Annotated in this window: 24 protein-coding genes; 2 read left to right on the top strand and 22 right to left on the bottom strand. The window is 56.5% G+C overall.

Features of this window, described 5'->3' with window-relative positions; genetic code table 11:
* Positions 1–121: 121 nt before the first annotated feature.
* Positions 122–460 (top strand): DDRRRQL repeat protein YjdP, encoded by a 339-nt coding sequence (gene yjdP / locus MY052_RS22275; protein ID WP_202216738.1) that lies wholly within the window; start codon positions 122–124, stop codon positions 458–460.
* Here yjdP and phnP read toward each other — a convergent pair.
* The 16 genes from phnP to MY052_RS22195 form a co-directional block, all read right to left on the bottom strand.
* Positions 457–1215 carry a phosphonate metabolism protein PhnP gene (phnP, locus tag MY052_RS22270; protein WP_248537880.1) on the bottom strand — a complete coding sequence of 253 codons (759 nt, stop codon included), beginning with the start codon at positions 1213–1215 and terminating at the stop codon, positions 457–459. The two genes, yjdP and phnP, sit on opposite strands and share 4 nt — an antisense overlap.
* 9 nt (positions 1216–1224) lie before the next feature.
* The gene (gene phnO / locus MY052_RS22265; protein WP_035896843.1) at positions 1225–1659 is read right to left on the bottom strand and encodes an aminoalkylphosphonate N-acetyltransferase; all 435 of its coding nucleotides are present in this window, start codon (positions 1657–1659) and stop codon (positions 1225–1227) included.
* A complete protein-coding gene (gene phnN, locus MY052_RS22260; RefSeq protein ID WP_035896841.1) occupies positions 1646–2203 on the bottom strand; it encodes a ribose 1,5-bisphosphokinase in 558 nt (185 codons plus the stop codon). Before phnN ends, phnO begins: the two co-directional genes overlap by 14 nt.
* Positions 2203–3339 carry an alpha-D-ribose 1-methylphosphonate 5-triphosphate diphosphatase gene (gene phnM / locus MY052_RS22255; RefSeq protein ID WP_248537879.1) on the bottom strand — a complete coding sequence of 379 codons (1137 nt, stop codon included), beginning with the start codon at positions 3337–3339 and terminating at the stop codon, positions 2203–2205. The genes phnN and phnM overlap by 1 nt, the downstream gene beginning before the upstream one ends.
* Complete coding sequence (gene phnL / locus MY052_RS22250) at positions 3336–4022, bottom strand: phosphonate C-P lyase system protein PhnL (protein WP_123651191.1); 687 nt, start codon at positions 4020–4022, stop codon at positions 3336–3338. Before phnL ends, phnM begins: the two co-directional genes overlap by 4 nt.
* A gap of 42 nt (positions 4023–4064) precedes the next feature.
* Positions 4065–4823 (bottom strand): phosphonate C-P lyase system protein PhnK, encoded by a 759-nt coding sequence (gene phnK / locus MY052_RS22245; RefSeq protein WP_248537878.1) that lies wholly within the window; start codon positions 4821–4823, stop codon positions 4065–4067.
* The gene (gene phnJ / locus MY052_RS22240; protein WP_035896835.1) at positions 4820–5665 is read right to left on the bottom strand and encodes an alpha-D-ribose 1-methylphosphonate 5-phosphate C-P-lyase PhnJ; all 846 of its coding nucleotides are present in this window, start codon (positions 5663–5665) and stop codon (positions 4820–4822) included. Before phnJ ends, phnK begins: the two co-directional genes overlap by 4 nt.
* The gene (locus MY052_RS22235; RefSeq protein ID WP_123651190.1) at positions 5658–6722 is read right to left on the bottom strand and encodes a carbon-phosphorus lyase complex subunit; all 1065 of its coding nucleotides are present in this window, start codon (positions 6720–6722) and stop codon (positions 5658–5660) included. The genes phnJ and MY052_RS22235 overlap by 8 nt, the downstream gene beginning before the upstream one ends.
* A 1-nt stretch (position 6723) precedes the next feature.
* The gene (phnH, locus tag MY052_RS22230) at positions 6724–7308 is read right to left on the bottom strand and encodes a phosphonate C-P lyase system protein PhnH (protein WP_035891913.1); all 585 of its coding nucleotides are present in this window, start codon (positions 7306–7308) and stop codon (positions 6724–6726) included.
* A complete protein-coding gene (gene phnG / locus MY052_RS22225) occupies positions 7305–7757 on the bottom strand; it encodes a phosphonate C-P lyase system protein PhnG (RefSeq protein ID WP_248537877.1) in 453 nt (150 codons plus the stop codon). The genes phnH and phnG overlap by 4 nt, the downstream gene beginning before the upstream one ends.
* Positions 7758–8483, bottom strand: coding sequence for a phosphonate metabolism transcriptional regulator PhnF (gene phnF, locus MY052_RS22220; RefSeq protein ID WP_248537876.1), 726 nt, complete (start codon positions 8481–8483; stop codon positions 7758–7760).
* 20 nt (positions 8484–8503) lie between these two features.
* The gene (gene phnE, locus MY052_RS22215) at positions 8504–9286 is read right to left on the bottom strand and encodes a phosphonate ABC transporter, permease protein PhnE (RefSeq protein WP_123651187.1); all 783 of its coding nucleotides are present in this window, start codon (positions 9284–9286) and stop codon (positions 8504–8506) included.
* A gap of 101 nt (positions 9287–9387) precedes the next feature.
* Positions 9388–10404: a phosphonate ABC transporter substrate-binding protein gene (gene phnD, locus MY052_RS22210; protein WP_035891909.1), complete on the bottom strand. Its 1017-nt coding sequence runs from the start codon at positions 10402–10404 to the stop codon at positions 9388–9390.
* A 23-nt stretch (positions 10405–10427) separates the two neighbouring features.
* Positions 10428–11216, bottom strand: a complete 789-nt coding sequence (gene phnC, locus MY052_RS22205; RefSeq protein WP_035891908.1) for a phosphonate ABC transporter ATP-binding protein — start codon at positions 11214–11216, stop codon at positions 10428–10430.
* A 132-nt stretch (positions 11217–11348) separates the two neighbouring features.
* On the bottom strand, positions 11349–11795 hold the full coding sequence (gene yjdN / locus MY052_RS22200) for a VOC family metalloprotein YjdN (RefSeq protein WP_035891907.1): 447 nt from the start codon (positions 11793–11795) through the stop codon (positions 11349–11351).
* A 177-nt stretch (positions 11796–11972) separates the two neighbouring features.
* Positions 11973–12308, bottom strand: a complete 336-nt coding sequence (locus MY052_RS22195; RefSeq protein WP_035891906.1) for a zinc ribbon domain-containing protein YjdM — start codon at positions 12306–12308, stop codon at positions 11973–11975.
* A 736-nt stretch (positions 12309–13044) separates the two neighbouring features.
* On the opposite strand from MY052_RS22195, the gene proP reads away from it, so the two are divergent.
* Positions 13045–14547 (top strand): glycine betaine/L-proline transporter ProP, encoded by a 1503-nt coding sequence (proP, locus tag MY052_RS22190; RefSeq protein ID WP_035891904.1) that lies wholly within the window; start codon positions 13045–13047, stop codon positions 14545–14547.
* Between the two features lie 118 nt (positions 14548–14665).
* Here proP and MY052_RS22185 read toward each other — a convergent pair whose 3' ends face one another.
* The 6 genes from MY052_RS22185 to lapG all read right to left on the bottom strand — a co-directional run bounded on the left by MY052_RS22185 (position 14666) and on the right by lapG (position 21702).
* Positions 14666–16030: an HlyD family type I secretion periplasmic adaptor subunit gene (locus tag MY052_RS22185; protein WP_248537875.1), complete on the bottom strand. Its 1365-nt coding sequence runs from the start codon at positions 16028–16030 to the stop codon at positions 14666–14668.
* Between the two features lie 69 nt (positions 16031–16099).
* Positions 16100–16351: a cysteine peptidase family C39 domain-containing protein gene (locus tag MY052_RS22180; protein WP_248537874.1), complete on the bottom strand. Its 252-nt coding sequence runs from the start codon at positions 16349–16351 to the stop codon at positions 16100–16102.
* Positions 16352–16446: 95 nt separating this feature from the next.
* Positions 16447–17799, bottom strand: coding sequence for a TolC family outer membrane protein (locus MY052_RS22175; RefSeq protein ID WP_123651201.1), 1353 nt, complete (start codon positions 17797–17799; stop codon positions 16447–16449).
* Positions 17800–18695: 896 nt separating this feature from the next.
* Entirely contained in the window at positions 18696–19037 is a 342-nt protein-coding gene (locus tag MY052_RS22170) for a hypothetical protein (RefSeq protein ID WP_035891901.1), read from the bottom strand.
* Complete coding sequence (locus MY052_RS22165; protein ID WP_248537873.1) at positions 19018–20991, bottom strand: bifunctional diguanylate cyclase/phosphodiesterase; 1974 nt, start codon at positions 20989–20991, stop codon at positions 19018–19020. Before MY052_RS22165 ends, MY052_RS22170 begins: the two co-directional genes overlap by 20 nt.
* A 9-nt stretch (positions 20992–21000) precedes the next feature.
* The gene (gene lapG / locus MY052_RS22160) at positions 21001–21702 is read right to left on the bottom strand and encodes a cysteine protease LapG (protein WP_081918519.1); all 702 of its coding nucleotides are present in this window, start codon (positions 21700–21702) and stop codon (positions 21001–21003) included.
* Positions 21703–21933 lie beyond the last annotated feature (231 nt).

Genomic DNA, 21933 nt, shown 5'->3' with positions numbered 1-21933 from the left:
ATGGGAAAAACGGGGTGACATTTATCACGCGATTTTTATCGGGCAGGATTGGGATTCCTCCGCTACATCGGTAGGAGATACTTGCATAACCTACAGCCAGCCCCCTGACGAGACTGGCCCTATGAAACGCTACCTCACCGCCGTGTTCTTCTGCGCGCTGTCGCTGACCAGCCAGCTCGCCCACGCCGACATTATTGATGACGCCATCGGCAACATTCAGCAGGCGATCAACGATGCCTATAACCCAGGCAGCAGCGATCGTTCCAGCCGCGATCGTGATGACGACGATCGATCCTATAACGATCGCCGCAGCACGCAGAGCAGTCAGCAATATAACGATCGTCGTCGGCAGCTTGATGACCGCCGCCGCCAGCTTGACGATCGCCAGCGTCAGTTAGACCAGGAGCGCCGTCAGCTATCGGACGACGAACAGCGTCTCGACGACGATTACGACCGTTAATCCAGACGGATTTCCATGCCGTCGTAGCCTGCCTCAATGCCGGGTGGCAGCAGGTGGGTCATCATCCATTCATCAAACTGGTGGCTGATATGGGTCAGGATAACGCGCGGGCAGCGGATCTCGTCGTTAAGGACCTGAATCGTCGCCAGGTCGCTATGGTTGCGCGGCGTTTGATCCCGCGGAGCGTGGCTGCAATCAATCACCATCACCTGCGGGCGATTATTGCTTAAAAAGGTCAGCGTTTTCTCCGGCAGCCCGGCGGTATCCGAGAGCCAGGCGACGCGGCTGTGCGGCGTTTCCAGCAGGTAGCCAAAGGTGAGCTTCGAGTGTTCGAGCGGCACGGGCGTCACTTGTAATCCCTGCAAATCAAAGACCACGAACGGTTCCACGGTGTGGCTGAAATCCAGCAGGCCGGGATGTTTGAACAGATCGTCGCAGCCCTGTTCATCCGGCGGGCCGTAAACCGGAACGGTGTCGCCCACGCCCCAACGCAGCGGAAACAGCCCCTGCACGTGATCCATATGGTAGTGGGTGAGCAAAAACTGCTGGAAAGATCCGGCGGGCCAGCGATCGGTGAGATCGTGCAGCCCGGCGTCGATCAGGGTGATGGCGTCGTTAAAGCGGACCACGCCGCTACAGGGTTTACGCCGATACTTCGGGGCGCGACGGGCCCGCGTACAGGCCAGACAGTCGCAGCCCCAGGCGGGCACGCCCTGTGCGCCGCCGGTACCGCTGAGGGTGAGGCTCAAACTCATACAGCATCTTCATAACGCTTTGGTGAAACGAACGTGGCTTGGGGCATAGCCCTCACGCTGGTAAAAACGATGGGCATGAAGGCGCTTCGTGCTGGTGGAAAGCTCGGTCATCTCTGCGCCTGCTTCGCGTGCGGTCTCTTCCGCCCATGCCAGCAGCTGGCTGCCAATCCCGGTGCTGCGCACCTGTGGCATCACCACCAGTTCCTGAATCTCGCCAATCCAGTTGGCGTGATGCAGATGAAACTGCAAATGCAAACTCACCATACCCACCACCTCGTCGTCGAGCACGGCCAGCTGATAGTGCAGGTTCCTATCCTGAAGATTGGCGGCGAAGCCGGTATAAAAGGCGTCTCTGTCGTATTCGGCCTGCTTCAGCTCGCACATGAGCGCGTAAACGTCCTCGATGTCCTCGAAGGTGGCATGGCGTAGTTCACAGACAAGCATAGCGTGGCTCCTTTCTCCCCATCAGCGTGAGGAGCTTCTCTACCGACTGTAGCAGACTGCCGTCATTATTGAGCGTATGGCATTCCGAGGGCGTATAGCGCGCGGCGCGTTCCAGCCGGGCGGCAATTTCGACGCCATTCTCCCGCCCGCGGGCGTGCAGCCGCTGTCGAAGGATCTCTGGTGAAACCTGCAAACAGACCGGCAGCAGCGCATCGGCGTAGCGGGCTTTGGCCTGCGCCATGTGCGCGCGGGAACCGTTCACCACCACGTCAAACCCGGCGTGCAGCCAGAGGTCAATCTCTACGCCCACACCGTAATACAGGCCGTTAGCGTGCCAGCTTAATGCCAGCAGATTGTGCCCGGCGCGGGTGAAAAATTCCTGTTCGCTCAGCGAGATATGGTTTTCACACCCGGCGTTGGCCGGGCGAGTGATATAGCGGTGAGCCACTAACAGTTGCGAAAGCTCCTGCTGGCGAAGCACTTCCAGCAGGCTGTCTTTACCGGAGCCGGAGGGCCCCATTAACCAGACCAGTTTTCCTTTCATCAGAACACCCTTTTCCCCTGACGCCAGACGTGGTCGATATGAATGTGCTCGCCTTTACGGTGCGCCAGCACCAGGTCGGCCCGTTTCCCTTCACCAATCACCCCGCGGTCGTGCAGATTCAGCGCTCGTGCCGGATTTTTCGTCACCAGCGTGATGGCCTGAGGGAGGCTAAAGGTATTGCTGTCGTCATCCGCCACGCGGAAGGCGGCGTCCAGCAGACTGGCTGGGTAGTAATCAGAGGAGAGAATATCCAGCAGGCCGAGCTGAGCTAATTCACGCGCGGCGACGTTGCCGGAGTGTGAGCCGCCGCGCACGATGTTCGGCGCGCCCATCAACACGTTCATGCCGTGGCGGCGTGAGGATTCCGCGGCTTCAAAGGTGGTAGGGAATTCGGCGATGACGCTGCCCAACTGGTGCGATTCGACCACGTGTTCATGGGTGGCATCGTCGTGGCTTGCCAGCGCGATATGGCGATCGCGGCACATCCCGGCGATGGCGGCGCGGTTCGGCTGCGACCAGCGTGCGGCAAGCTGAAGCTGCTCTTCTTCATACTGACGCATCTGCGCATCGGTCAGCGAGTATTTGCCCTGGTAGTATTCGCGGTACTTTTCGCGGTTGGCGAACTGGCGCTGCCCCGGCGAGTGGTCCATCAGGGAGACCAGCGAGACCGGCTCGCGGCGAACCAGCTTTTCAAAGAGCGGCAGGGTCGTGTGATGCGGCAGTTCGCAGCGCAGATGCAGGCGGTGCTCGGCGCGGTTGAGGCCGCGTTTTTGCGTCTCCTCAACGGCATTGATCATCTTCTCAAGGTTTTCCAGACGGTCGCCGCCGTCGCGCACATCGCCAATCGCTACCGCGTCCAGCACGGTGGTGATGCCGCTGGCGACCATCAGCGCATCGTGGCTGCTCATCGCCGAGTGGGCGGGCCAGTCAACCTTCGGGCGCGGGGTGAAAAATTTATCCAGATTATCGGTATGCAGCTCAATCAGCCCCGGCAGCAGCCAGCCGCCTTCGCCGTCCATCGCTTCCGGCAGGCGGCTCTGGCTTTCGGCAAAGGCGCGAATTTCGCCATCCTGAACCTCAAGGGAACCATGAACCACGTCGTTCTCAAGAACCAGCTTTACGTTATTGATAATCATGCAGGTGTACCCATTGGGTGGAGGCGGTCGGCGACCTGGTTACGGACGGCTTCGTCATGAAAAATGCCGACGATGGCCGCGCCGCGGGCTTTGGCTTCGGTAATCAGGCTGACCACGGCAGCGCTGTTTTTGGCGTCCAGCGAGGCGGTGGGTTCGTCGAGCAGCAAAATCGGGTAGTCGACGATAAAGCCACGGGCGATGTTGACGCGCTGCTGTTCGCCACCGGAGAAGGTCGACGGCGCGAGGTGCCACAGGCGCTCTGGCACGTTGAGGCGTGTCAGCAACTGAGCGGCTTTCGCGGCGCAGACTTCACGCGGTACGCCAATGTTGAGCAGCGGCTGCATCACCACTTCCAGCGTGGAGATACGTGGGATCACGCGCAGAAACTGGCTGACCCAGCCAACGGTGGTCTTACGCACTTCCACCACTTTGCGCGCCGGGGCACTCACCAGGTCGACCCATTCGCCGCCGTGTTTAATATGAATATGGCCTTCATCTGGCAGATAGTTGGCGTACAGCGAGCGCAGCAGGGTGGATTTACCGCTGCCGGAATGGCCGTGCAGCACCACGCATTCTCCGGCGTTGACGGTGAGCGAGGCATCGCGCAGCACCGGAAGCTGGACACCGTTTTGTTGGTGCAGAACAAAGGTTTTACTGACGTTTTCGACGCGGATCGCGTTCATTTTTAGCCTCTTTAAGCATTTGAGCCTTCCCGGCGCCGGGAATTAGTTCTGCAACACCGACGACACCAACAGCTGGGTATACGGATGGTGCGGATCGTCGAGCACCCGGTCGGTAAGCCCACTTTCCACCACCTGACCCTGCTTCATCACCAGCAGACGGTCGGCGAGCAGACGCGCGACGCCCAAATCATGGGTGACAATCACCACCGCCAGGTTCAGCTCCACCACCAGGCCGCGAAGCAGGTCGAGCAGGCGCGCCTGCACCGACACGTCCAGGCCGCCGGTGGGCTCATCCATAAACACCAGCTTCGGGTGGGTGACGAGGTTGCGGGCAATCTGTAAGCGCTGCTGCATCCCGCCAGAGAAGGTGGTCGGCAGGTCGTCGATGCGCGAGGCCGGGATCTCCACATCGATCAGCCAGCGCTTGGCGGTGGCGCGGATATCGCCGTAATGGCGCGCGCCGATCGCCATCAGCCGTTCGCCGATATTGCCGCCCGCCGACACCTGGCGACGCAGGCCGTCCATCGGGTGCTGATGTACCACGCCCCATTCGGTGCGCAGCAGACGGCGACGGTCGGCTTCGGTCATGGCGTATAGCGAACGGTCCTCGTAGCGAATATCCCCTTCCTGCGGCGTCAGACGCGCCGAAATGGATTTCAGCAGCGTGGTTTTACCGGAGCCGGATTCACCGACGATGCCCAGCACTTCGCCCGGCCACAGGTCAAAAGAAACATTGCTGAAGCCCTTGCCCGGCGCGTAGAGATGGGTCAAGCGATCAACGGAGAGTAATGGTTGCGTCATGCGTTTTTCGCCTCGCGCTGTTGGCGGCAGAAATCGGTGTCGGAGCAGACAAACATTCGTTTGCCGCTGTCATCGAGCACCACTTCATCGAGATAGCTGTGCTGTGAACCGCAGATGGCGCACGGCTCGTCCCAGCTCTGGATGGTGAACGGATGGTCGTCAAAATCGAGGCTCTCAACGCGGGTAAACGGCGGCACGGCGTAGATGCGCTTCTCGCGCCCGGCACCGAACAGCTGCAGCGCGGGCATCATGTCCATCTTCGGGTTATCGAATTTCGGGATCGGCGACGGGTCCATCACGTAGCGGCCATTCACCTTCACCGGGTAGGCATAGGTGGTGGCGATATGGCCGAAACGGGCGATATCTTCATACAGTTTCACCTGCATCACGCCGTACTCTTCCAGCGCGTGCATGGTGCGGGTTTCGGTTTCGCGGGGTTCGATAAAGCGTAGCGGCTCGGGGATCGGCACCTGGAAGATCAGGATCTGATCCTCAAGCAGCGGCGTTTCCGGGATCCGGTGACGCGTTTGGATCAAGGTGGCGTCCTCGGTGCGCTCGGTGGTGTTCACCCCGGTCACGCGCTGAAAGAACTGGCGAATAGATACGGCGTTGGTGGTGTCATCCGCGCCCTGGTCAATCACCTTCAGCACGTCCGCTTCGCCAATCACGCTGGCGGTGAGCTGAATGCCGCCGGTGCCCCAGCCGTACGGCATCGGCATTTCGCGGCCGCCGAACGGCACCTGATAGCCGGGAATGGCCACCGCTTTGAGGATGGCGCGGCGGATCATGCGCTTGGTCTGTTCATCGAGATAAGCGAAGTTATAGCCGCTGAGATTAGCCATTTTTCTGCTCCCGTTGCAGGCGTTTCAACAGTTCCAGTTCGGCCTGGAAATCGACGTAGTGGGGGAGTTTCAGGTGCGAGACGAAACCGGCGGCTTCAACGTTATCGGCGTGGGCGAGGACAAACTCTTCGTCCTGTGCCGGGCCGACGGCGTGTTCGTCATACTCCGGTGCCTGCAACGCGCGGTCGACCAGCGCCATTGCCATCGCCTTGCGCTCGCTCATGCCGAACACCAGGCCATAGCCGCGGGTGAAGTGCGGCGGTTCGTCCGCCGGGTCCACGAAGCCGTTAACCATTTCGCATTCGGTCATCAGCAGTTCGCCGACGTTCACCGCAAAACCCAGCTCTTCGGGCACAATTTCGACATCAATATGGCCGCTGCGAATTTCCCCTGCGAAGGGATGGTTGCGCCCGTAGCCGCGCTGGGTGGAGTAGGCCAGCGCCAGCAGATAGCCTTCGTCGCCGCGCATCAACTGCTGGAGGCGTGAGGAGCGTGAGCAGGGGTAAACCGGCGGCGTGCGGGTGATGTCATCCGGCGTCGCGCCGTTATCCTCTTCCGCTTTCGCCAGCCCTTGCTTAGCCAGCAGACTAAAGACGTGCGGTGCGGCAGACGGCTCGCCGTCATCGGTTTTCAGGGTTGGCGCTTCGCCGTTTGCCAGCAGCGTAAAGTCCAGCAGGCGGTGGGTGTAATCGTAGGTAGGGCCGAGCAGTTGGCCGCCGGGCACGTCTTTGTAGACGGCGGAGATACGGCGCTCAAGGCGCATGTTGCTGGTTGCCAGCGGCTCGCTCACCGCCAGCCTGGCAAGCGTAGTGCGGTAGGCGCGCAGCAGGAAAATCGCTTCAACGTTATCGCCGCTCGCCTGCTTCAGCGCTAGCGCGGCCAGTTCGCGGTCGGCGATGCCGCCTTCGGTCATCACCCGGTCCACCGCCAGGTTAAGCTGCTGTTCAATCTGGGCGACGCTGAGTTCCGGCAGCGCGGTATCGCCCCGACGTCGATGTTCCTGTAGCGCATGGGCGGCGGCTATCGCCTTCTCGCCCCCTTTGACGGCAACGTACATATCAGCAAACCTCGACGTGAGTGGTGCGCGGAATAGCCAGCAGACGCTCGCCGCAGGTGAGGATTAAATCCACGCCAAGCGGGAACGGGTGCGGGCGTTCGGTCAGTTCATGCAGAATGCAGCTCGGTAACTGCGGGGCGATCATGCGTTCTTCGGCAATACCTGCGCCGGTCAGGCGCAGCATGCGACCGCCGCTGAGGCTTGAGACCTGCACAATCAGCGTGGCGCTGGTTTCCGGTGCCACGGCGCTGCCTTCACACAGGGCGTTTAGCTGCTCGCTGCTGATGGTGTCGCTCGACACCGCGAAGGTTGCCTGCTGCGGCTGCTCAACCAGCGGTGCGTTGGTGTGAAACCGCAGGCTCTGGCTGACGATATCGTTATGCAGTGCGTTGGATAGCCACACCGGCGTGTCGTTGTCGGCAAGGGTCAGCAGCACGCTGGTGGTGGCGACGTTCAGCGGCTGCCAGCCGTGTTTGAGCTGATGCAGCGCGACGATCACGCCCGGCTCACTCATGGCTTTTAACAGGCGACGAAAGCTGTGCTGGGCATCCTGCACGGGAAGGGTAAAAGCGGTTTCCAGGGTCATGCGTTATCTCCGCGAACCAGAGTAAAGAAGTCGACCCGGCTGGCGTTGATTTCAGCCTGACGTGCGGCAATGCGTGCGGTACGGTCGGCTTCCAGCGGGGTAATCAGGGTTTCTAATAAGGTTTGAAAATGGGTGGGTTGCTGCATTAGCGCGTCAATCACCGCGCAGCGCTCGGCGTGCGGTTTATCGCGCCCCAGCACCCAGCTGTAGCCCACGGTGCCGTTGCTCAAGCGCACGGCGGCGCGGGTCAGCGTGGCATCGCCGGCAAAAAAACGTTCTCCGGTGCCGCCCATGCGGCCCTGAAGTTGGACCAGGCCGGTTTCCGGGGCGCGAATCGTCTCGTAGTCGGCGGTAATGTTCAGCGCGATCATTTTTTCCGCAAGATTGGCGGGGTCGCTGTGGGACAGCACCGACATCCAGTGCTGACGGGTCGCGGTATCAAGATGCATTCAGTGCTCCATAATAAATTCGATCATGTCGGCGCGGGTCAGGCTGACGGAGTACTCCATTGCCTGGTCATCGCCTTCACGATGGTTCAGAGTGCGCACGCACAGCAGGGGGGCCATGTTGGGGATTTCTAAGCGCTGGCTCTCTTTGGCCTGCGCCCGGCGCGCGCTGATGCGGGTCTGGCTGCGTTTGAGCGCAATGCCGGTTTGCTCACGCAGGAAGTCATGCAGCGAACCGCTGCTGAAGCTTTGCAACGTAGGCCAGAGCTGCAGGTCGGCAAAGTAGTGGTCGATAAGGCACAGCGCCACGCCGTTAACCCGGCTCAGCGTGCGCAGGTGAATGACGTTGTCGCCTTCGGCTATCCCCAGCGCTTCGGCGATATGACCAGAGGCCGGGCGCAGCACCGACAGCAGCTTTTCGCTGGTGGGGTGGCTGCCCTGGTCGAGCAGGTTCTGGCTAAAGCGCGCCTGAGCGTTCAGCGGGTAGTCGAACGGGCGCATCAGCACCAGCACGCCAATTCCCTGGCGGCGCTGAACCCAGCCTTTTTCCACCAGTTGGTCGATGGCGCGACGCAGAGTGTGACGGTTCACTTCAAAGCGCGCCGCGAGCTGGTGCTCGGCGGGCAAATAGTCGCCGCAGCGGTAGTTCTGACGCAGCTCTTGCTCCAGGCGAGCGGCAATCTCTTGATAACGCGTCGGATAACTGGTCGGATGTGTAGACAGGTGCATAGTCAACAAAACCTCGCTAATCAGATGAAGTGCTTACGCAAACGCTGAGAGAGGAAATCCAGCAGGCTGACGGTGATGATGATAAGCACCATCAGTGCGCAGGTTTGCTGGAACTGGAAACCGCGAATCGCCTCCCACAGCGTCACGCCGATGCCGCCTGCGCCAACCATCCCGACCACCGTGGCGGAGCGGACGTTGGACTCGAAGCGGTAGAGCGAGTAGGAGATTAAGAGCGGCATGACCTGCGGCAGGACGCCGTAGAGGATCTCTTCGATTTTGTTAGCGCCGGTGGCGCGAATGCCTTCAACCGGGCCGGGTTCAATGGCTTCCACCGCTTCAGAAAGCAGCTTGGAGAGCACGCCGGTGGTATGAATAAATAGCGCCAGCACCCCGGCAAACGGACCTAAGCCGACGGCGACAACGAACAGCATGGCGAAAACCATTTCGTTGATGGCACGGCAGGCGTCCATCAGGCGACGCATCGGTTGGTAAACCCACCACGGTACCAGGTTTTCGGCGCTCATCAGGCCGCAGGGAATGGAGAGTACGACCGCCAGCGCGGTGCCCCAGACGGCGATTTGCAGGGTAACGGCCATCTCTTTGAGGTAGTCCTGCCACAGGCTAAAGTCCGGCGGGAAGAAGTCGGCGGCGAAGGTTGCCATGTTGCCCGCGTCTTTGAACAGCGTGACCGGGTTCATTTCCGCCCCTTTCCAGGAGACGACAAGCACCGCCAGCAGAATGGCCCAGCTGATAAGCGAAAACCAACTGCGCTTGGGCGGGGGAACGGTGATGGTGTGTTGCATGGTTGGTCTCCGTGCGTGTGTTATTGCCGGATGGCAGCGCAAGCGCCTTATCCGGCCTACCATCTGGTTCCCTCTCCCCATAGGGGAGAGGGTGAAAAGCATTACTGCACCGCTTTGGTCACTGATGTCATCGCGCCAATCGCCGCCGTGGTACGGTCAAGGTCGTTCAGACGCGCCTGGATATCGGCGGTCTTCGTGGCCTTCTCGGCGTCGTTCAGCGTGCCGTTGCCCTTCACGGTCTGCATCTCTTTAAACAGCGTCAGCTGGCGAATCGGCAGCAGTTGCAGGTCGCTAGACGCGCGGAACGGCGCCCAGCCCAGACGTTCCAGCACCGCTTTCTCTTCCGGCGTTTTGCCGTAGTTCATAAAGAAGCTGTACACCTTGTCCTTGGTGGACTCAGACAGGTTTTTACGCCACACAATTGGGTCGCCTGGGATCAGCGGTGACTTCCAGATAACCTTCAGCTCTTTCAGCTTGTCCGGCGCGGAGACCTTCAGCTTGTCGAGGTTTTCGGTGTTGTTAGTGGCGACATCTACCTGCTTGTTGGCAACGGCCAGAGCGTTGGTTTCATGGCTGGCGTTGACCGTGCGCTTGAAGTCGCTGGCGGAAGCGTTGTTCTTGGCGAAGACGTAGTAGCCTGGGACCAGGAAGCCGGAGGTGGAGTTCGGGTCACCGTTGCCGAAGGTCAGCTCTTTACGCTTGGCGAGCAGGTCGTTGAGGTTGTTGATTGGGCTGTCTTTGTTGACGATTAGCACGCTCCAGTAACCTGGGGAGCCGTCGGCGGCCACGGTTTGAGCGAATACCTGACCGTTAGCGCGGTCCACCGCTTCCATGGCGGAGAGGTTGCCGTACCAGGCGATATCGACCTTGTTAAAGCGCATCCCCTGGATAATCCCCGCGTAGTCCGGTGCGAAGAAGGCGTTAACCTTTACGCCCAGCGACTTTTCCATGTCCTTCAGGAACGGTTCCCATTGCGGCTTTAAGTTCTGCTGTGATTCCGTCGAAATAATGCCGAAGTTCAGCGCCTTTTCCTGCTCTTCCGCGTGGGCTGGGGTTAACAGGGTGCTGAGGCTAAACATGCTGGTAAAAGCCAGCGCGGCAACGGCTTTATAACTCATTTCCATTCCTCATTGTGGGGACGTTAAGCAGCCTGCGCGTTCTCTTCGACGCGATTAATGCTGCGGTAGAGATGGTCAAATCGTTCGTTATCAAACTGCTGGCTGCTGCCGTCGTAGAACACGTGTCCCTGACGCAGCGCGACGATGCGTTCGCAGTAGCGCAGCGCATAGTCGACCTGATGCAGCGTCACCACCACGGTGATGCCGTCGGTCTGGTTAATGTCGCGCAGCGTGTCCATCACGATGCGCGCGGATTCTGGGTCCAGCGAGGCGATAGGTTCGTCGGCGAGGATCACCTTCGCCTGCTGCATCAGCGCACGGGCAATCGCCACGCGCTGCTGCTGGCCGCCGGAGAGCGTCGAGACGCGCTGGTGGGCCATATGCGCCATGCCCACGCGAGTGAGCGCCTGTAATGCACGCTGTTTTTGCTCGCGGGTGAACCAGCTAAAGCAGGTGCGCCAGAACGGCGTGCTGCCGAGCGCGCCAATCAGCACGTTCTCCATCACGCTCAGGCGGTTTACGAGGTTGAACTGCTGGAAGATGTAGCCGGTGTGGGCGCGGCTCTTGCGGATGTCGCGCGCCAGACGGCCCGACTGCTGTACGGTGTTGCCCAACAGTTCGATGCGGCTGCCCGGCGTTTTATCGCCGACGATAAGGCCGCTCAGATGACGTAAAAGGGTGGATTTGCCAGAACCGGACGGGCCAAGCAGAGCCACCATCTCACCGGCGTGGACGTTCAGGTCAATGGCGTGGAGTACCTGATTCTGATTGAACGTCTTGTTGAGCTTTTCAACGCGAATAATCGTTTGCATGTTGAGACCCTCAATTAAGGTGGCCTCATCGTGGCGAAGTAGTGTGACATTTGGGTTAAGGCGGGATGACTCGGCGATGAATAATTGGCAGGGATTTGATGACAGGACGGGAGGCCGTGGCCTCCCGCGTTGTTAGAGCGTGGGCTCTTGTTGTTTGACCACGTTAATCATCCACGGCACGCCGTAGCGGTCGACGACGCGGCCAAAACCGTGTGCCCAGAAGGTCTCCTGCCAGGCCATTTCAACCTTGCCGTTGGCGGCGAGATTGTCGAACCAGCGTTTACCCTCTTTCACATCCTGGGTGTCGAGCACCAGCGTAAAGCCAGAGTAGCCTGCGGCATCCGGCGAGGTGCCGTCACTCATCATGATATCGCTACCCGCGATGTGGACGTTGGCGTGGGCGATGGCGCTATCGGGAAACTTCAGGCCGGACGGGCAGCCGCCTTCGTCGTCCATGGCGGAGGGCGGCATTTCGCCGAAGGTGATTTTGTAGCGCAGTTCCGCACCCAGCGCCTGCTGATAATAGGCAATGGCATCGGCGCAGTTTCCGGAAAAGGCGAGATAGGGACTTAACGGCATGATCGTTACCTCAGGTAAGAAGTGCTCATTAAGTGTAGTGCGTGTCGGTTCTGGGGGCGAAGCGGGGCGGGGAGCGTATTGCCGGATGGCGCTTCGCTTATCCGGCCTACGGGACAGTGCAATTTGTAGGCCGGATAAGATGCGTAGCATCGCCATCCGGCAATGCTGCGAGTTAAATCAGTTCTTTTTCACAAACTCAGATTTCAGCTTCATCTGGCCGAAACCGTCGATTTTGCAATCGATGTTGTGGTCGCCTTCAACAAGACGGATGTTCTTCACTTTGGTGCCGATTTTCAGCATCGAAGAGCTGCCTTTGACCTTCAGGTCTTTCACTACGGTCACGCTGTCGCCGTCGACCAGCAGGTTGCCGTTGGCATCTTTTACGATCAGCTCGTCGCTGTCGTGTGCCGGTTCAGCATCGTTCCACTCATGCGCGCACTCCGGGCAGATGAACATGCCGTTGTCTTCGTAGGTGTATTCGGAGTTGCATTGTGGGCAGTGGGGTAATGACATGGATATATCCTCAAATGTGCAGTGCGAAAGGCAAAGGCCTGTAAAACGGCAAATCGCCGAAAATGGCCCTGATTATACAATAAAACCCTGCATTTGTCGGTGGTATCGAGGAATTGGTTGACGAATGGTCAGAAAACGAAGGGTGGTTTTCCCCTCTCCCTTGTAGGGAGAGGGGTCTGATTAGTGATGCGCGGGCTGTTGAGCGCGCTCTGGTTTTATGGAAATAGCGACTCAATAAAAATAAAGCAGCATTTTATATATGGAACACATATTTCAAATATTGATACCGAGGGGATTGGAAAGATAAAAACGGTGTGAAGCTAATGTGACAAATTCTGAAAAAACTCATTTCAAAATTGAGGTGAAAAAACGGCGTGAACGGTGCGGCATCACTAGCGTTGAGCGGGAAATAAGCAGGCAAATGTGAGCGGAATATTTCGCGTTAGTAGCATGATTCAAGCTTTTGTTAAGTTGATCACAATATTAATCGCTGTTAGGGTAAATAGGATTGTCCCTCACACGGTCATTTTCAGAGGGGCGGCTTTTTAACTGACTCGCCAGCAGGCCCAACAGGTTTGATTGTCCGCAAACATCGACTCACGCAGACATGCAAACCTGCTACGCTTGGATAAAAGGGACCAGCATCTCCACGGCTCCCTTTACGCGCCCTCGCAAACACATCGTGTGTTTGTCGCCACTGGGTGTGCGTTCAAGGCGAAATTGAACGAGGAAAACCATGCTTAAAAGGAAAAAAGTAAAACCGATCACGATTCGTGACGTCACTATCATCGACGATACCAAGCTGCGCAAAGCGATTACCGCTGCTTCACTGGGTAACGCGATGGAGTGGTTTGACTTCGGGGTTTATGGGTTTGTTGCCTATGCGCTAGGTAAAGTCTTCTTCCCGGATGCCGACCCGAGCGTGCAGATGATTGCCGCACTGGGTACCTTCTCCGTTCCCTTCCTGATTCGTCCGCTGGGCGGTTTGTTCTTCGGGATGCTCGGGGATAAATATGGTCGCCAGAAGATTCTTTCCATCACCATTATTATTATGTCGCTCAGTACATTCTGTATTGGTCTTATTCCGTCGTACGAGACCATCGGTATTTGGGCACCAATCCTGCTGCTGCTGTGTAAAATGGCGCAGGGCTTCTCGGTCGGCGGTGAATATACCGGGGCGTCTATCTTTGTGGCCGAATATTCCCCTGACCGTAAGCGCGGTTTCATGGGCAGCTGGCTGGACTTTGGTTCTATTGCCGGGTTCGTGATGGGGGCGGGTCTGGTAGTTCTACTCTCCACTGCGGTGGGTGAGGCGAACTTCCTTGAGTGGGGCTGGCGTATTCCGTTCTTCGTCGCGCTGCCGTTAGGGATTATCGGTCTCTATCTGCGTCACGCGTTGGAAGAGACCCCTGCGTTCCAGCAGCACGTGGATAAGCTGGAGCAGGGCGATCGTCAGGGTCTGCAGGATGGTCCAAAGGTATCGTTTAAAGAGATTGCTACCAAGCACTGGCGCAGCCTGCTGGCGTGTATCGGTCTGGTTATCTCGACCAACGTGACCTACTACATGCTGCTGACCTACATGCCGAGCTACCTGTCGCATAACCTGCACTATTCGGAAGACCACGGCGTGCTGATTATCATCGCCATTATGATCGGTATGCTGTTCGTGCAGCCGGTGATGGGTCTGCTGAGCGACCGATTTGGCCGTCGTCCGTTTGTGGTTGTGGGGAGTATCGCGCTGCTGGTGTTCTCGATTCCAGCCTTCGTGCTGATTAACAGCAACTCGATTGGCCTGATTTTCTCCGGTCTGCTGCTGTTGGCGGTGATTCTGAACTGCTTCACCGGGGTGATGGCGTCGTCGTTACCGGCGATGTTCCCAACCCATATTCGCTACAGCGCGCTGGCGAGTGCCTTTAACATCTCGGTGCTGGTTGCCGGTGTAACGCCGACGCTGGCCGCCTGGCTGGTGGAGTCGACGCAGAACCTGATGATGCCAGCTTACTATCTGATGGTGGTCGCGGTGATCGGTCTGATGACCGGCGTGATGATGAAAGAGACCGCCAACCGACCGCTGAAAGGTGCAACCCCTGCGGCGTCGGATATGGCTGAAGCGAAGGAGATCCTCCAGGAGCATCACGACCATATCGAGCATAAGATTGAAGATATCGATGCCGAGATTGCCGCGCTGCAGGAAAAACGTTCGCAGCTGGTGATGCAGCATCCGAAAATTAACGAGTAGGCCGGATAAGGCAAAGCCGCCATCCGGCAATGTATATCGAACTGCCTGATGGCGCTGCGCTTATCAGGCCTACAAATAAAAACCCCGACATTATTGTAATGCCGGGGTTTTTTTATGCTTATCGTTCGCGGAACGCCTCCGCGCGGGCGCGCAGAATCGGCTTTAACAGATAGGTAAGAATGGTTTTCTTGCCGGTAATAATATCCACCGAGGCCACCATGCCAGGAATAATAATCAGCGGATTTTTATCGCTGCCGAGATGGTTTTTCTCGGTACGCAGACGAATCACGTAAAAACTTTTCCCCTCTTTATCCGTCACCGTATCCGGGCTTATCTGCTCGAGTTTGGCCTTCAGCCCGCCGTAGATGGTGTAGTCGTACGCGGTGAACTTCACGATGGCTTCCTGGCCGGGGCGCAGAAAGGCGATGTCCTGCGGACGGATCTTAGCTTCGACCAGCAGGGTGTCATCCAGAGGCACAATTTCCACAATATCGTTACCCGGCTGGATAACGCCGCCGATAGTGTTGACCATCAGTTGCTGAACGATACCGCGAACCGGCGAGGTGACTAACGTACGGTTAACCCGGTCCTCAATCGCTTTTCCGGAAGCCTCAGTTTTACTGAGATCGGTACGTGCTTCATTGAGCTGCGACAGCGCCTCGCTGCGGTAGCGGCCACGCGCTTCACCCATTTTACTCTCAATCTCTTTAAGCGCCGCCTGCGCTCGTGGCACCGCCAGCGTCACCGATTCCAGCTGCCCGCGGGTGTCGACTTCAGAGCGACGCAGACGCAGCAACTCAACCTTTGAGATGGCCCCCTTGGCAACCAGCGGCTCAGACATGCTGATTTCCTGTTGTAGCAAACTCAGGCTACGACGGTACTGTTCGGCTTTAGCCTGGTAGTCCAGCAGCTCCTGTTTTTTCTGCACCAGCTGTTCATTGAGGCCGGATAGTTCGCTCTGAATGCGTTTGTTTACGCTGGCAAAAAGCGCCAGTTCGCCGTTCGCGATATCCGGGGATTTCGCCATAATAGTGGGCGATAGCGTTAGGGTGTCTTTGCCCTCGACCTGGGCGGTCAGACGCTGAATACGCGCCTCCAGCGCCAGCCGGTCGGCTTCCGATTCCCCGGCGTTAGAACGGAATCGGGTATCATCCAGGCGCAGCAGCGGCGCGCCTGCGTTGACCACTTCCCCTTCATGAACGCAGACTTCTGCGACAATCCCCCCTTCCAGGTTCTGGATTTTTTGCAGCCGTGAGGAGGGAATCGCTTTACCATCACCGCGCGTCACTTCGTCAATTTCGGCAAGCGCGGCCCAGGCAATCATGATGATAAAGAAGCCGAGGATGGCCCACAGCGTGATACGCACCACTCGCGGGGAGTCGTCGATCAGCGCTTTGTTTACTTCGTTGGCGGCCAGGGTTGAGGTATTTTTATCACCCAAAAGCCAGGCTTTCAGGCGGTTGATTCGGTTAGCGTTGCGCATGAATTTGTCCTTTTTTCAGTGCGTTCATGACGCTCTCTTTTGGGCCGGGCGCGATTCAATCCATCCCAGCTAATCAGCACCGCCACATGTTTTCGGGCCAGCACGTGTGGCGGCGCGTGGGAAAGTGCCCTGAGTGAGCAGGCTTTCCTGGAGGGGGAGTCCGGCGGTTAAGACGTTACGGCTGAAAATAATGTTATGCAGTTTGCAGATGATCATCAGCGCATCGAGCAGGGGATCATCGTGATTCTGGCATGGGTCGAGCCTGATGGTGTCATCAGGCGAGGAGGTCACATGTTCAAGTGAATCAGTATAAGACGCCATAATCAGACCTCATAAGCCATCAAAATGTTCGTATTGCTCAAAGCCTATAAGGGGCTACCCCGCCGGAGAGTGGGGTAGCCCGTAGGTCTAAATCGTTACTTCAGTTCGGGTAAATTGGCGTGTGCGCTTTGCTGCTCCTCAACGGGCTGTGCTGCCGTTGGTGCCTGAATATTGAGCTGTTTTAACAGGTCGCCAATGCGGGCGTTGATGCGGTAGGTGGTGAACATTTCCACAAACTGCATTTCGACGTAGCGGCGCTGGGCGTTGAACACTTCGTTTTCGCTGTCCAGCATATCGAGCAGGCTACGCTCGCCGATGCTGAACTGCTCCTGATAGGCGGTGCGCACGACGGCACTGCGGTCAGCGTAATCTTTGGCGATCGGCACCTGCTGTTTGGCGTTCTGCCAGGCGTTCCAGGACAGGCGAAGTTCTTCATCGAGCTGGCGCAGCGCATTACGCTTCACGTCCTGTGCTTCCTGCATTTTGTAGGCATAGGATGAGAGCTGGGCCTTATCGCTGCCGCCGTTGAACAGGTTGTAGTTCATCCGAACCATGGCCTGCCATTCCTGATCGTGGCCGCGAGTGCCATCGACGTTGTTGTCCATACGGCGACCGAGGTCGATATCCACGCTTGGATAGAAGCGAGATTTCGCCGCTTCGTACTGTTGGCGGGTGGCTTCAACATCGGCATCGGCCTGTTTCAGCAACGGGCTGTTTTCCAGCATCTGCTTGCGCGCGTCGGCCTGTGAAGCCGGGACTTTGGTGGTCATCGGCATCGACAGACCGGAGGCCTCTTTGCCCACCACGCTGTAGTAGTTGGCCTGAGCATCTTCAAGATTGGTCTGCTCGGTCAGCAGGTTGTTGCGGGCTTGTGCCAGACGCGCCTGTGCCTGCTCATAGTCGGCCTTACGGCCAACGCCCTGCTCGGTGCGTAGGCGAATCTGATCGAAGACGCGCTCGTGGCTGGTGAGGTTATTTTGCGCCAGCTGTACCATTTTTTGACGCATCAGCACGTCGAGGTAGCTTTGAATGGCGTTCAGCGCGGTGACTTCACTGGTGTTCATCACCGAGAACGCACGGGAGTTGACGGTCGCTTTTTGCCGGGCGACTTCGCTGGTGGTGGCAAAGCCGTTAAACACGTTCTGGCGCAGATTGAGGCTGGATTCACTGCGATTCAGGTTACGGTGGTGGTCGTTTGCCGCTCGGGTGCTGGAGTTATCGGTCTGCTCCCAACCGGTACCGGCGGACAGGTTTAACGTAGGTAAGTATCCCCCTTTTGCCGCACGGAGATCTTCGTCGGCGGAGTAACGGCTGTTAACGGAGGCGCTGACCTGTGGGTGCCACAGCAAACTGTCTTTGACCGCCTGTTCTAACGTTGCCGCGCTGACGTTATTGACGAACAGCAGCGGCAGAGAGAGGCTGGTTAATACCCGAATGTGTTTTTTCATCATGTCATCCTTTTCTTGTGTTCATTTCCCTGGCCGGTGGGGGACCACCAGAGGCGAGGTTGAGACAAAAAACAAAATTGTTGCTGTCTTACATCAGCAATCTCCTGTTTCCATCAGGAGAAATAGCGAACGCCTTCCATACAAAACACAGCAAAACGGATATCTCATACATTTGTGTGTGTGCTGATAGTATTCCAGGCATCTCATGAAGATGAGGTCTGGTAAATAAAGACTTTGGCTATGTTTATAAGGTAATACGCAAAATAAACGCTTTCTTTGATTTTAATGTCGATTTTGTGAGAATTTTCTGTAAAGAAATTATTGGCTAAAGATGAAAACTATAAAGATAGTTTCTTGGCTTTCTATATTGTGTTGTTTTTAAAAGGTAAATGAAATGGCCAGTCAGAAGTATATCTGTAGAGTAATATCAATGTTTGATATCGATTTATAGTGATTGATAGCCCTGTGATTTTATTTTTTCTGCTATGTGGACTATGCCATTCATCTGTAATTAATTGATTGTTATACGTAGTTTTGACGCGTTCACCCGTGTGGTATTAATGCTGATAGTTTTGTATTACTTATTTTTGTTTTATGGTTTAATTTTCCTGTTAATAGTCTGGTAGTGCGTCAATGTATTAGATAAGTTAATTGTTTTTACTGGGTTAGTATGTGAATATATTAATAGCATGAACATTTCGTATTCGTCGTAAATTTGTTTTATCGGCGTGGTAACTGTGTTTGTTATTTAAACCTGCAATGTGGAAGACACAACAGATAAGGTGCATCACTTTATACAGGTCAACGTCATGGATGTATTGGTGAATATTTTTGCGTGGCGGGAGAGATGTCAGGCACATACATGATGTGCCTGAACAAATAAGGATAATTGTTGCTTATATTAATCGCTCGTCATCATCGCTGATAAGCCCTTCCAGGCCGCCTAGCGTTTGGCGAGCTGCCGCGCGATTGAGCAGCTTGCTTTGCGCGGCGGCCGGGAGGTCGGTAATGCTGATAACGCCTTTGCTCATCAACACTTCGATAAGATCTTCCAGTACGCGCACCATGTTCAGGTCGCTCTGCTGCAACTGTTGGATCGTCGAGGCGCGAAGCTCGCTCACCTTAATCCAGTCGCTGATTTCTCCCGTGGTCACTTCGCTTATTTCGGTCATGCCGCTGAATTCCGCGGTCTCGACCCGAACTATCCGCCCTTCGCTATCACGTTCTATAAAATGCATGGCTGCTCTCCTGAGTTTTTTGTAGTGTGCTGGCGTCGCTAAAATAACGCCCCATTGCGCCATACAGGCCGATGTTTTCCAGTACCGCCAGTTCGCCTTCGGTTTCGACGCGCTCGGCGATGAGCGGCAGGTCAATTTGCCGCGTAGCCCAGTAAATGGCTTCGATAAACAGCTTCTTATCTTCTTCTTCGTTGATGCGGTGAATGTATCCACCGTCAACTTTGATCCAGGCGAGCCCCCACTGCGGCAGGTTGCCAATCAGATGGAAGCGGCCGCCAAAGTGCTGGATCCCCAGGCCGCAGCCCAGATCCTGCAATTTTTTCACCAGGATGCTGACGCGATCGGGATCCGGCAGTTCGTTTTCATCCAGCTCCAGCGTTAACCGTGGCGTCAGATGGCGTAGACCTTTCAGCGGCTTAAGCAGTGCATTCAGGCTTTCATCATCGGCCACGCTTTCACCGCTAATGCTGAGGGCAAACTCATGTCGGCTGTTTTCCATGGCGCGCAACGTCTGCTTAAGCATGACGATATCCATTTTGCGGCTGAGAGACAGGCGGCGAACCCAGGGAATAAAGCGCCCCGCCGGGATAATTTCGCCTTCATCTGTCTGGATACGAGCCAGAATTTTGTTATGCAAAACAATGTGCTGGTTGTTGCACTGGTATACCGGCTGCGCGTAAAGCTCAAAGGCTTCTTTATCCAGAACGGTGGTCAAACGATGATGCCACTGATGGTGGTCCTCATCTGCCTGCTTCGCGGCGGCCTCTGGATCGGCGAAGGCGTGCATATCCGTTTCGGTTGCGACCAGTATCCTATCTGCCTGGCGCAGCAGGGTTTGCGGTGAATCGCCATAGTGGAAGGCAACATCGACAAAGTGGGCGACGGGATCAACGTCGCTCAGGCCTGTTTCATACAGCGCTTTGAGTTGAGTGTTGAGTGAGCTGGCGAAATGTTCCATCTCGGTTGGCAACACCGGGTCGGTGAGAATGGCAAATTCGCCGCCGCGCACGCGAGCGACAAAGCCTTCATTAAGGAAAAAGCGTTGCTGCAGCGTGATAAGAATCTCACTGATATTCTTCAATAGCTTATCGGTATTGACGCCGCCGAGGCGTTGGTTGAGGCCCATCAGGTCCTGCACGCGCAGTAAGATAAGATTCCCGTCCGCGTTTTCTTCGTCGCTCAAGCGGGTCTGGAATTTAATATCAAAAGCCCGGCGGTTATTCAGCCCGGTCAGGCTGTCGTTATAGGCTTCCTGACGCAGCGTTTCGGTACGTTTGGCTTGCTCGCTGAACAGCGCTTTGAGCTGCGTAACCATCATGTTGGTGGCTTCAACCACCCGGCGGAGTTCCGGCGTTTTCGGCAGGGCGGGGATACTTAAAAATTCACGACGGCTGATGGCCGTCGCCTGTTCGACGATGTAATTCAGCGGACGCAGGCGATTTCGCAACAAGAACATCGCGCCCAGAATGCACAGCACGCTACAGCCGCTGAGCCATAGCAGGCTGGCAACCAGGCTGCTCCACAAACGTGACAGCGCAAACATCGGATGGCTGACCACTTCCACGCGCGCGGCCTGGCTCCAGCCACGCATCACAATGGCTTCACCTTGTCCCGGGTCCAGATGCACCAGGCGGACAAACCAGGCCGGAACGTTGGCGCTTGGCGGCACGTTCTGACGCTCGATAATCGGTTGGCCGCTTTTAATATCAACGACCTGGATGCGGTAGAAATAGCCGCTATCAAAAATGGAGTTAACCATCAGCTCCGTCATCACCGGATCGTCGATATGCGCCGTCAGCGACAGCCCAAGGGCGGTGGCGGCATCCTGGGCATGGGCGCTGAGCTGGTTGTAATACTGCTCGCGTGAGCTCTCCAGCGTGGCAAAAAAATTGCCGCAGAATATGGTGAAGGTAAACAGACAGATGCCAATTAGTAGCTGTTTATAAAGGGACATGGCTGAATCCTATTCATTAATGACAAATCCTTCTGCACGCATCCTGGTGAGAAGATCCTGCCAGCGAGAGAGTTTTTTACTGTCGCCGACACGTTTGCTGCCGCTCGCCTGCGGGATCCAGAGACCTTCACCGTTAAAGGAATAGACGGGAAGCAGGTCGCTGCGTGCGGAGGCGGGTAATATGTTGGGTTTAAGATTATCGAGCACGAGCGGAACGGCATCGGGCGCGGAATACCAGGTTAAGACCATATGGGCCTGGTTAAGCTGTAGTGCTTTAACATAGGTGATTCTTAACTGGCTGGCGGGAACGCCCAGTTGCCGCAGCGTAAAATATTTGGCGATGGCGTAGTCTTCGCAATCACCAGCCCCTTTGCGTAATGCCTCAACCGGTGTCGCCCAATAATCCTGCTGACCCCATACCGAAATATCATCGGTAAACCTAATACGGGAATTAAAAAACTGGTTCACGCGGTTCAGCGTGGCATGAATATCGCTCGACGGCGGCTGCTTAAGCAGAGCTTCCCAGGCATCAATGTTGCGCTGTGCGGTGGGCGTAGTCGGGCCATAAAGCCGCTGGGTACGTGAATTAATAGTATTAAAATCCCAGCCTGCGCCCAGATTTGGCGCGACCAAAAGCAACAGCGCCAGTAGCGATGAAAGCCATCGTTTCTGGAGACTGAAAGGATTAACGCCGGCTGGACGCCATGTCATTACGTCATGCCTGCAGGCTGCTGGAAGGCCTGTTGAATGTGCGCAATTAAATGATGCAGTGACATTTATTCTCCTTGCTGCGCGATGAGATCCCTGTAAAACGTCGCTTTAGCCAGAATAACATTATGTTTGTGGATTTGGTGATATCACCGAAACGGATTAAGCGAGGTTCCAGCTATCATAGTGAATGTACAGGTATTTATTATTCATTAATTATTTTTTAGTATTTTT

The sequence above is a fragment of the Kluyvera ascorbata genome, from assembly GCF_023195735.1.
GTDB classification, from domain to species: domain Bacteria; phylum Pseudomonadota; class Gammaproteobacteria; order Enterobacterales; family Enterobacteriaceae; genus Kluyvera; species Kluyvera ascorbata.
Note: the sequence above shows the minus strand (reverse complement) of the source record. Positions and strands in the feature narration are given on the sequence as shown.